Source organism: Burkholderia sp. BCC1638 (assembly GCF_902833195.1).
Classification (GTDB): Bacteria; Pseudomonadota; Gammaproteobacteria; order Burkholderiales; family Burkholderiaceae; genus Burkholderia; species Burkholderia diffusa.
Genome location: NZ_CADFEC010000014.1, coordinates 166,076 through 175,889 on the forward strand (window position 1 = coordinate 166,076; position 9,814 = coordinate 175,889).

Below are 9,814 nucleotides of genomic sequence, written 5' to 3' on the forward strand. Positions count from 1 at the left end.
CCGAAAGGGTAAAGGCGCGCTTACCCAGGTGAAAATTAAATATTCGACTGGGTGTCAGTGCGGATTGCGATGGCGCGGCGCCGCGCGCAACTTCGACGCGCTACGCGGCCGGCAGGTGCGGTTCGTCGGCCCGTTCGCGGGCCTTTTCACGCGCGGCGACGAGCGTCCGGATGCACGCACGATCGGCCGGCGTCGCCGGCGTGAAGATCACGAGGCTCAGGTCCGGGCGGCCGGTCACCGAGAACGCGGAGTATTCGAGCGCGATCCGGCCGGCCTGCGGATGACGAATCTCCTTCGTTCCTTCGTCATGCGAATGGATGTCGTGATCGCGCCACATCGCGTCGAACTCGGCGCTCGTCGCACGCATCTCGTCGACGAACGTCTGCACGGCCTGCGTCGCCCCGCCGCGCGCGATGTCGGCGCGAAACGCGCCCACCGCGAACCGCGCGACGCGTTCCCAGTTCTGCTGCGCGTAGCGCACCCCGGCATCGACGAAGATCAGCCGCAGGATATTGCGCGCGGGCGGCGGCAGCGTTGCATAGTCGGTCAGCGTCGCGGCGGCCGCGTCGTTCCATGCGACGACGTCCCACGTCGCCGTGCGCACGATCGCGGGGCTGGCGTCGAGCGAATCGAGCACGTGCTGCAGGCGCGGCGTGACGTCGCTGCTCGCGTGATAGCGCACCTCGGGCGGATGGCCGAGGCCGATCAAAAACAGATGCTCGCGTTCCGCGTCGTTGAGCAGCAGTGCGCGGGCGAGCCGGTCGAGCACGTCGGCGGACGGCGCACCGCCGCGCCCCTGTTCGAGCCACGTGTACCACGCGGCGCTCACGTGCGCGCGCTGCGCCACTTCCTCGCGCCGTAGGCCCGGCGTGCGGCGGCGCGCGACGGGCAGCCCGAGCGCGGCTGGATCGAGTTTCTCGCGGCGGTCCCGAAGGTACGCGCCGAGCAGGTTGTCGGATGCGTCAGCCATAGCCTGTTAGTTCGTTTACCGGTAAACCGTCACGGCTTCACCGCGCGCGACGGTCGACAGATAGTAAGCCTCTCATTCATTCGGAGGTGTCGAAATGCGTGTCTTTGTAACGGGAGCGTCGGGTTTCGTCGGCTCCGCGGTCGTTGCGGAACTCGTGGCCGCCGGGCATGCGGTGCTCGGTCTCGCGCGTTCCGACGCGGCCGCCGAGGCGGTCGCGGCAGCGGGTGCCGAGGTGCATCGCGGGTCGCTGGAGGATCTCGACAGCCTGACGCGCGGCGCCGAGGCCGTCGACGCGGTGATCCACACGGGATTCAATCACGACTTCTCGCGCTTCGCGGAAAACTGCGAGCTCGACCGCCGCGCGATCGAGACGATCGGTGCGGCGCTCGCGGGGTCGGCGCGGCCGCTGATCGTCACGTCGGGCCTCGCGCTCGTCGCGCCCGGCCGCGCGGCGACGGAGGACGATCCGCACGTGCCGGTGTCGGTGACCTATCCGCGCGCGTCGGAAGCGACGGCCGCCGCGCTGGCCGCGCGCGGCGTGTGCGCGTCGGTCGTGCGCCTGCCGCCGTCCGTGCACGGCGACGGCGATCACGCCTTCGTGCCGCGCCTGATCGCGTTCGCGAGGGAGAAGGGCGCGTCCGCGTATCTCGGCGACGGCGGCAACCGCTGGCCGGCCGTGCACCGGCTCGATGCGGCGCGTGTGTACCGGCTCGCGGTCGAACGCGGCGCGTCCGGCGCGCGCTATCACGCGGTCGACGATACGGGCGTGCCGTTTCGCGCGATCGCGGACGTGATCGGTCGCCGGCTGAACGTGCCGGTCGTGTCGAAATCGGCCGCGCAAGCCGGCGAGCACTTCGGGTGGTTCGCGATGTTCGCGGGAATGGATGCGCCCGCAACGAGCGAGCGCACGCGCGCGCTGCTCGACTGGGCACCGGTACAGCCGGGATTGCTGGCCGACATCGACCGGCCGAGGTACTTCGAGACCTGATGCGCGCATGCGCGGGGCGTGCCGTCGTTGTCGGCCGGCCCGCCCGTCGCGCGTCATTCGACCGGATGCAGGTCCTGCAGCAGCGTCGGCACGAGCTCCGACACGGTCGGGTGGATATGCATCGCGCGGCTGATCGTCGTGTACGGCGCGCCGGCGGCCATCACGTCGAGCAACCCGTGCACGACCTCGTCGCCCGTCACGCCGAGGATCGACGCGCCGAGGATCGCATGGTTGTCCGCGTCGACGATCACCTTCATGAAACCGTGGCTCTCGCCTTTTTCGACCGCTCGCCCGACCCGCGTCATCGGCCGCGTGCCGACCAGCAGCCTGCGGCCGGTTTGCCTCGCTTCCGCGAGCGTCATGCCGACGCGGCCGAGCGGCGGATCGATGTACATCGCGTACGCGGTGATGCGGTCGGACACCCTGCGCGGATCGTCATCGAGCAGGTTGGCCGCAACGATCTCGTAGTCGTTGTACGCGGTGTGCGTGAATGCGCCGCGCCCGTTGCAGTCGCCGAGCGCCCAGATGCCGGGGACGTTGGTGCGCAGTTGATCGTCGACGGTGACGTAGCCGCGCGCGTCGACCGCGACGCCGGCCTGCTCGAGCCCGAGATCGTCGGTGTTCGGCACGCGGCCGACCGCGAGCAGCAGGTGCGAGCCCGCGACCTCGCGGCGGCCGCCGGTGCAGTCCAGGCCGACCGCGACGCCGTCGCCGTCGCGTCGCGCGGTCAGGCAGTTCGCATCGAGCTGCACGTCGATGCCTTCGTTCGCGAGAATCTCGTGCACGGCCTGCGAGACGTCCTCGTCCTCGCGCCGGATCAGACGCGATCCTTTCTCGACGATCGTCACCTGCGAGCCGAAGCGGCGGTACATCTGACCGAATTCGAGCCCGACGTAGCTGCCGCCGACGATCACGAGATGCTCGGGCAGGAAGTCGACGTCCATCATCGTCGAGTTGGTCAGGTACGGCACCGAGTCGAGGCCCGGCATCGGCGGAATTTGCGCGCGCCCGCCGACGTTGATGAAGATGCGGTCGGCTTCGAGCACTTCGTCGCCGACGCGTACCGCGTTCGCCCGCTCGAATCGGGCATGACCCTGAAACACGGTCGTGTTCTCGAGCCCGCGCACCCATTGTTCGACGCCGTGGTTCGAGCGCCCGGAAATCCGGTCCTTGCGCGCCTTCACGGCCTTCATGTCGACGCTGACGGGGCCGACCGACACGCCGTATTCGGCCGAACGACGTGCAAGCTGCGCCGCGTACGCGCTCGCGATCAGCGTCTTGGTCGGAATGCAGCCGGTGTTCACGCAGGTGCCGCCGAAGCGGCCACGCTCGATGATCGCCACTTTCATGCCGGCGCCCGCGAGCCGCGCGGCGAGCGGCGGACCGGCCTGGCCCGTGCCGATGACGATCGCGTCGAAGTGTTGCGTCATGACGTCCTCCTGCGCTGGTTCAACGTGGGAAGGGGGCGCGCAAGACGCATGCCGCGTCGGCGCGCGCCCGAACGGCGACGAGCGCCTATGGTAGACCGGTTGGCGAGGGGAGGCGAGTTGCGCTGATGCAAGCGGCGGAACAGGGTCCGCCGACGGTTTTTCAGTCCTTGCGCAGCCATTGGCCGAACGTCACCGGCCGGTGCGCATCGGCGCGCGTGACGGTGACTTCGTCGGGCTTGTCGTCGAGCGGAAACGATTCGGTGTAGATCTCGCTGGCGAACAGCCAGCCGTGTGCGCGCGGGTCGTAGCGGAACGTCACGTAGTCGCTCCAGTGCTGGCCGCACGCGACGAAGTTCTGCACGGTGAAATAGCGGCCTTTCACCGAGAGGCCGCTGTCGGCGGCGTCTTCGGGATCGAACGGATCGCACTGGCCGCCTTCGTTCGCGCGCAGGACCACGTGGTCGTTGCGCGCGGCGAGGCGGTACGCGTGATCGGGCCGCTCCTCGAAGATCAGCAGCGGGCGGGGCGACGGCTGCCCACGCGAATCGGCCGCGCGATGCACGACGACGAGAAAGCTGCGCCGTCCGTCGCCGAGGTCAGGCCCCTCCTGCGCGACGAGCGGCTGGTAGCCGGACGGCAGTTGCGTCGCGATGGATTGCGGGAGCCCGTCGGCCCATGCGCCGGACGACAGCGCGGCGAGCAGCGCGAGGAGGGCGCGACGCGCGGCTGTGCTCATCACAGATCCCGGCCGAGAAACTCGGTGCCGGGCACCGGATTGAACGCAACGGGCGGCGCTGGCGTGAAGCCGAGCGAACCATACAGTTGCCTTGCGGCGACGAATTCGGGCAGCACGTCGAGGCACATCCGCGCATAACCGGCCGCCTTCGCGTCGCGCAGCAGCCGTTCGACGAGCTGGCGGCCGATGTTCAGCCCACGCGCTTCGGGGCGCACGTATACGCGCTTCATCTCGCACGTCGTCGCGTCGATTTCGCGAAACGCCGCGCAGCCGACCGCATGCTCGCCGCGCCACGCGAGCAGCAATTGCCCGCGCGGCGCCGCGTATTTTCCCGGCAGCGCGGCGAGCTCGGGCTCATAGTCCTGGAACGCGAGGCTGACCGCGGGGCTCGCGATGTACTCGCGGAAAATCGCTTCGACGACGGCGGCATCGTCGGGATAGCGGGCGGCGCGGATCTCGATCATGGGGGCGTGGCGCGATGGCGGAAACGGCACCCAGCATAGCAGCGCGCGGGTGCTTCCGGCGGCCCGCGAAGCGTGCCAGAATCGTCGACTTCACCGTCGGGATTCGTCACGCAGGCGCCGGCGCTTCGGCGTCGCTGATCAAGGAGACTTCGATGACTGCATCGGCTGCCGTACTCGCCATTCTGGCCGCGCTGTGGCTTGGCGCGATGATTCCGGGCCCGAGTTTCGTGCTGGTCGCCCGCAATTCGATCGGGCTGTCGCGCCGCGACGGGCTCGCGACTGCGCTCGGCATGGGCGTCGGCGGGATTGCGTTCGGCGGCGTCGCGCTGGCCGGGCTCTACACGCTGCTGCAGGCGGTCGAATGGCTGTACGTGGGCCTCAAGCTCGCGGGCGGCGCATACCTGATCTACATGGCGTCGAAGATCTGGCGCGGCGCCGACCGGCCGATCGCGATGGACGATTCGCAGGCCGTCGTCGCCGGCAGCGCGCGCAAGTCGTTCTGGACCGGCCTCACGACCCAGCTCAGCAACCCGAAGACGGCGATCTGGTACGGCAGCATCTTCGCCGCGCTGTTGCCGCAGCATCCGCCGCTCTGGTGCTATCTGGCGCTGCCGCCGCTCGTGTTCGGCGTCGAATTCGGCTGGTACACGCTCGTCGCGCTGTGCTTCTCGACCCGCCGGCCGCGCGAACTCTACCTGCGCGCGAAGAAGTGGGTCGACCGCGTCGCGGCCGGCGCGATCACGCTGCTCGGCCTGCGCCTGATCCTGACTGCGCCGAAGGCAGGGATCTGACGGCAGCGGCGGCGCCGTTGCATTCCTGAAAGGCATGCCGCCACGGCCGGTCATTCCGGCACATGGCGTCGCGGGCGGCGCCACGGCTTCGAATCACCGCCCCCCGGACGCGCAAGCGCCCGTCACGCCGCCGGAAACCGTTCGAGCAGGGCCGCGAACCGCGCGTCATCCGGAAACGCCGTCACTTCATACCGCACCGGCCGGTGCGCGGTGGCCGTCATCAGGTCGCCGCAGGCGTCCCGCAGCGCGGCCATCGGCACGTGGGCCGACTGCCGCGTCGCTTCCCGATAGAGCACGACGATGTCCGTCTCGGGCAGCAGCGTCGGCACGCCGTCGCTCCACACGCCGACGCTGAACAGCTCGCCGTTCTGCCGCCGGTACACGGTGTACGACGCCACGAAGACGTCGATGCCGTCCCGCTTGTGGAGGTCGTCAAGCAGCGTCCGCTGATCCTGGTAGTCGCCCGCGAGCTCGTCCACGCGCAACGCGTGCAGCTTCGCTTCCAGCCCTGCCGGGACGAAATTCCGCCACGCGGCGCCGTCCCAGCGCAGCATCAGCGGCGGCAGCGGACGCGGCTGCGCGCGCGCCTGTTCCGCGAGTTCTACCATCGTCGCGAGCCCGGCCGCGTTGCGGTCGCCGGTGAGCAGCAGCACGGCCCGGTTCGGCGCCATCACCACCGGCGCGCCGGAGATCGGCTGGCGGTGCAGCAGATCGGTCAGCAATAGCCGCGCCGCGTCGTAGTAGTCGCCGAACTGCGACAGGAACACGCCGTCGCGCAATGCGGCCCACGGCGTCGACGACGCACCGCGCAGGTTGTCGATCGCGATGTCGCATGCGTCGTCGAAGCTGACGCCCCATTCGGCGAGCCGTGCGCTCGTCAGCCGCGCGACGCTGAATTCGCCGTCGTACGCGATGCCGATCTCGAGGTTCTCGCACAGCGTCCGGAACGCGACTTCCGACGCGGCGGGCTGTCCGGCGAGTTGCAGCGCGACCGTGCCGCGCTCGGTCGCGCTGCGGATCACAGGGCGCAGCCGCGCGCGGACATCCGCGAAGTTCGTCGGAATCTCGTGCTGCATCATCGCGCTCGCCTGCCGCTGCAGCGTCGCTTCGCGCTCGGCCGGCTTCGCGTCCGCGTAGTCGCGGAACAGGTTGTGCAGGTTGATGATGTTCGACGGGACATCCGCTTGCACGAGACGGCCCTTGTCGTCCTCGTGAAGCCACTCGCGCGTGTCGCCGGTCGCGCGCAGCGCGGCGATCAGGCGGGCGGCGAAGTCCTGCCGGGTTGGCGGTTTGCTGAAGCGCTCGCGCAGGCGCGCGACGAAGTCGGAAAGCATCGTGAGCGGTCGGGCAGGCCCGTCTGTTATCAGTCGTTGTCATGGGCGGCGGCGCCCGTCTCCCGGGGCGCCGCCTGCGTCCCGCGGATATCGGCCGGATATCCATGTGCGTCCGGCGGCCCGCGCGCCGGCTGCAAAGCGGCGCGGGCCCGCATCGGGCGCGAATCGCGCGGCGGGTGTCGCGATGGTACCGCACGTCCGTGACGGAAACGCATGCGGGCGAACATTATGGTCCGGCGTGAACCGGCGTCCGCCGGGGCGGCTTCGGAGACCGTCCGGATGCGTGGCCGGCGCCGCGCCGGCGCACCGGGAATCCCCGGCGATCGGCCCGCGAGCCTTCTGCTGCGGGCGTTCGGGCCGGTTGCGCGGCATGCCGGGCCGGGCCGCTTCCCCGATTCTGGCGGTCGACCTCCCGACGACGTGTAAACTGCTGCCTTTTTTGACGGTTTGCAGCATGGTGCAAGCACCCTCGCGCCCGGCACTGAGCGGCCCGACGCTCGTCCGGCTGCTCGCGCGCCTGACCGATGCCGACGTCGCGGAATCCCGGCAGACGCTGTCGGACCGCCTGAGCCAGTGGCTCGGCTGGACCGACGCGATCACGCTGTCGTCCGCGCTGAATGCGAGCCCGCCCGGCGTCGCGGCCGGCGTGCGTGGTTACGACGCGGAGCGTGACTGCGCGCGCGTGCGCCACGACCTCGCGCAGGCGATCACGGCCGCCCACCGCCCGCGCACGCGGCGGCGTCCCGGCGAGTTGCCGCCGCCGCCCGCCGACACGGCCGACTTCGCCGATTTCCGTCAGAGCTGTCTGTCGCTCCAGCAGGAAATGGAGACCGCGATCGGCCAGTTGCGCGGCCGCCTGCGGGTCGCGGTCGCCGCGCGCTCGTCCGGGATGGCGCGGCTCGCGACGCTCGACGCGATCATGGAGCGCGTGCTCGGCGCGCGCGAGCGCAGCCTGCTGTCCGCCGTGCCCGCGCTGCTCGGCACGCGCTTCGAGCGGCTGCGCGACGCGGAACGGCAGGCGCTTGCCGACGCGCAAGCGGCGGCCGACGCCGATGCCGAGGGCGACGCACCGCCCGTCGCGGCGATCGTGCCCGGCACGTGGCTCGACACGTTCCGCAACGAGATGCAAAGCATCCTGCTCGCCGAACTCGAAGTCCGGTTTCAAACGGTAGACGGGCTGCTCGCGGCCCTTCGTACCTGCTAATCCCTACGCTATGTCCAGAATTCGTCTTGATCTCGTTGTCTTCATCGCCGGTCTGCTCGCAGTGTGCTGGATCGGCGTCGGCTATATCGCGTCGAACCCGCTCGCGACGGCCGTCACGCTGCTGATCGGCGCCTGCTACGTCGCCGGTGCGTGGGAACTGCGGCGCTACCGGCAGGCTACCGCCACGCTGTCGCGCGCGGTGGCCGGCCTGACCGAACCGCCGGCGAAGCTCGACACGTGGCTCGATACGCTGCCCCCGGGCCTGCGCGGTGCCGTGCGGGCACGCGTCGAAGGCGCGCGCGTCGCGCTGCCGGGGCCGTCGCTCACGCCGTATCTGGTCGGCCTGCTCGTGCTGCTCGGCATGCTCGGCACGCTGCTCGGGATGGTCGTGACGCTGAAGGGCACGGGCGCCGCGCTCGAAAGCGCGACCGACCTCGACGCGATCCGCGCGTCGCTGATCGCGCCGGTGAAGGGTCTCGGCTTCGCGTTCGGCACGTCGATCGCGGGTGTCGCGACGTCCGCAATGCTCGGTCTTCTGTCCGCGCTCGTGCGCCGCGAACGGCTCGACGCGGGCCAGCAGCTCGACGCGAAGATCGCGACGACGCTGCGCGTGCATTCGTCCGCGCACCAGCGCGACGAATCGTTCCGGCTGCTGCAGCGCCAGGCCGACGTGATGCCGGCGCTGGTCGACCGGCTGCAGACGATGATGACGACGCTCGAGGCGCGCAGCGTCGCGCTGCACGATCGCCAGATCGAAAGCCAGCAGGCATTCTTCGATCGGACCGAGCGCGCGTATGCGGGCCTGGCGTCGAACGTCGGCGACGCGCTGAAGGAAAGCGCCGCCGAGAGCGCGCGCGTGGCCGGTGCCGCGCTGCAGCCGGTCGTCGCGGCGACGATGGCGGGGCTCGCGCAGGAAATGGCCGCGCTGCGCGACACCGTGACGGGCGCCGTGCAGCGTCAGCTCGACGGGCTGACCGACGGTTTCGAGAAGACCACCGGGAACGTGACGGCCGTCTGGAATCGCGCGCTCGACGAGCAGCGCCGCGCGGGCGATGCCGTCGCGCAGCAGCTGCAAACGACGCTCGGCCAGTTCACCGACACCTTCGCGCAGCGTTCGACGGATCTGCTCGACGGCGTCGCGACGCGCCTCGAATCGACCGAAAGCCGGCTGTCCGACGCGTGGCGCGATGCGCTCGCGCGCCAGGAGCAGGTCGGCGAGACGCTGGCCGGCCAGCATGCACAGGCGCTCGGCGAAGCCGCCGCGACGTTCGAGCGGCATTCGGGCGGGGCGCTTGCCGCGATGCGCGAGTCGCATGCGGCGCTGCAAACGCAACTGGCCGCGCGCGATGAAGAACGTCTGGCGGCGTGGAATGCGTCGCTGACCGCGATGGCCGCGAAGCTCGGCGACGAATGGCAGCGCGCGGGCGCGCATAGCGCGGGCCGTCAGCAGGAAATCTGCGATGCGCTGGCGCAGACGACGCGCGATCTCACGGCGCAAGCGTCCACGTTCGAACAACGTTCGAACGACCTGTTGTCGACGATTCGCGATTCGCACACGGGCCTGCAAACGCAACTGGCCGCGCGTGACGAAGAACGTCTGGCGGCATGGAACGATTCGCTGGCCGCGATGGCCGCGAAGCTCGGAGACGAATGGCAGCGCGCGGGCGTGCACAGCGCGGGCCGTCAGCAGGAAATCTGCGACGCGCTCGCACAAACCACGCGCGATCTGACCGCGCAAGCGTCCACGTTCGAACAACGCTCGACCGATCTGCTGTCGACGATTCGCGATTCGCACACGAGCCTGCAAACGCAACTGGCCGCACGCGACGAAGCACGCCTGTCCGCATGGAACGACTCGCTCGCTGCCATGGCCGCCGCGTTGCGCGACGAATGGGCG

At 70.2% G+C, this 9,814-nt stretch carries 9 protein-coding genes; 4 read left to right on the plus strand and 5 right to left on the minus strand.

The features are described from left to right. Positions 1-100: 100 nt before the first annotated feature. Positions 101-970, minus strand: coding sequence for a helix-turn-helix transcriptional regulator (locus HWX22_RS18530; RefSeq protein ID WP_175916187.1), 870 nt, complete (start codon positions 968-970; stop codon positions 101-103). Between the two features lie 94 nt (positions 971-1,064). Between HWX22_RS18530 and HWX22_RS18535 the strand changes: the two genes are divergently transcribed. After that, positions 1,065-1,958: an SDR family oxidoreductase gene (locus HWX22_RS18535; RefSeq protein ID WP_175916188.1), complete on the plus strand. Its 894-nt coding sequence runs from the start codon at positions 1,065-1,067 to the stop codon at positions 1,956-1,958. Between the two features lie 53 nt (positions 1,959-2,011). Here the strand turns inward: HWX22_RS18535 and HWX22_RS18540 are convergent, their stop codons facing one another. The 3 genes from HWX22_RS18540 to HWX22_RS18550 form a co-directional block, all read right to left on the minus strand. Next, positions 2,012-3,388, minus strand: coding sequence for an FAD-containing oxidoreductase (locus tag HWX22_RS18540; RefSeq protein WP_175906712.1), 1,377 nt, complete (start codon positions 3,386-3,388; stop codon positions 2,012-2,014). Positions 3,389-3,548: 160 nt separating this feature from the next. After that, positions 3,549-4,124: a hypothetical protein gene (locus HWX22_RS18545; RefSeq protein WP_175916189.1), complete on the minus strand. Its 576-nt coding sequence runs from the start codon at positions 4,122-4,124 to the stop codon at positions 3,549-3,551. Beyond that, complete coding sequence (locus HWX22_RS18550) at positions 4,124-4,588, minus strand: GNAT family N-acetyltransferase (protein ID WP_175916190.1); 465 nt, start codon at positions 4,586-4,588, stop codon at positions 4,124-4,126. The genes HWX22_RS18545 and HWX22_RS18550 overlap by 1 nt, the downstream gene beginning before the upstream one ends. 152 nt (positions 4,589-4,740) lie before the next feature. On the opposite strand from HWX22_RS18550, the gene HWX22_RS18555 reads away from it, so the two are divergent. Next, a complete protein-coding gene (locus HWX22_RS18555; protein WP_175916191.1) occupies positions 4,741-5,379 on the plus strand; it encodes a LysE family translocator in 639 nt (212 codons plus the stop codon). Positions 5,380-5,501: 122 nt separating this feature from the next. On the opposite strand, the gene HWX22_RS18560 is transcribed toward HWX22_RS18555, so the two are convergent. Beyond that, positions 5,502-6,713 (minus strand): hypothetical protein, encoded by a 1,212-nt coding sequence (locus HWX22_RS18560; protein WP_059818650.1) that lies wholly within the window; start codon positions 6,711-6,713, stop codon positions 5,502-5,504. A gap of 454 nt (positions 6,714-7,167) precedes the next feature. On the opposite strand from HWX22_RS18560, the gene HWX22_RS18565 reads away from it, so the two are divergent. Continuing rightward, positions 7,168-7,917: a DUF3348 domain-containing protein gene (locus tag HWX22_RS18565; RefSeq protein WP_175916192.1), complete on the plus strand. Its 750-nt coding sequence runs from the start codon at positions 7,168-7,170 to the stop codon at positions 7,915-7,917. A 10-nt stretch (positions 7,918-7,927) separates the two neighbouring features. Then, positions 7,928-9,814 (plus strand): DUF802 domain-containing protein (locus HWX22_RS18570; RefSeq protein ID WP_175916193.1); only part of this gene is annotated, 1,887 nt, incomplete at its 3' end.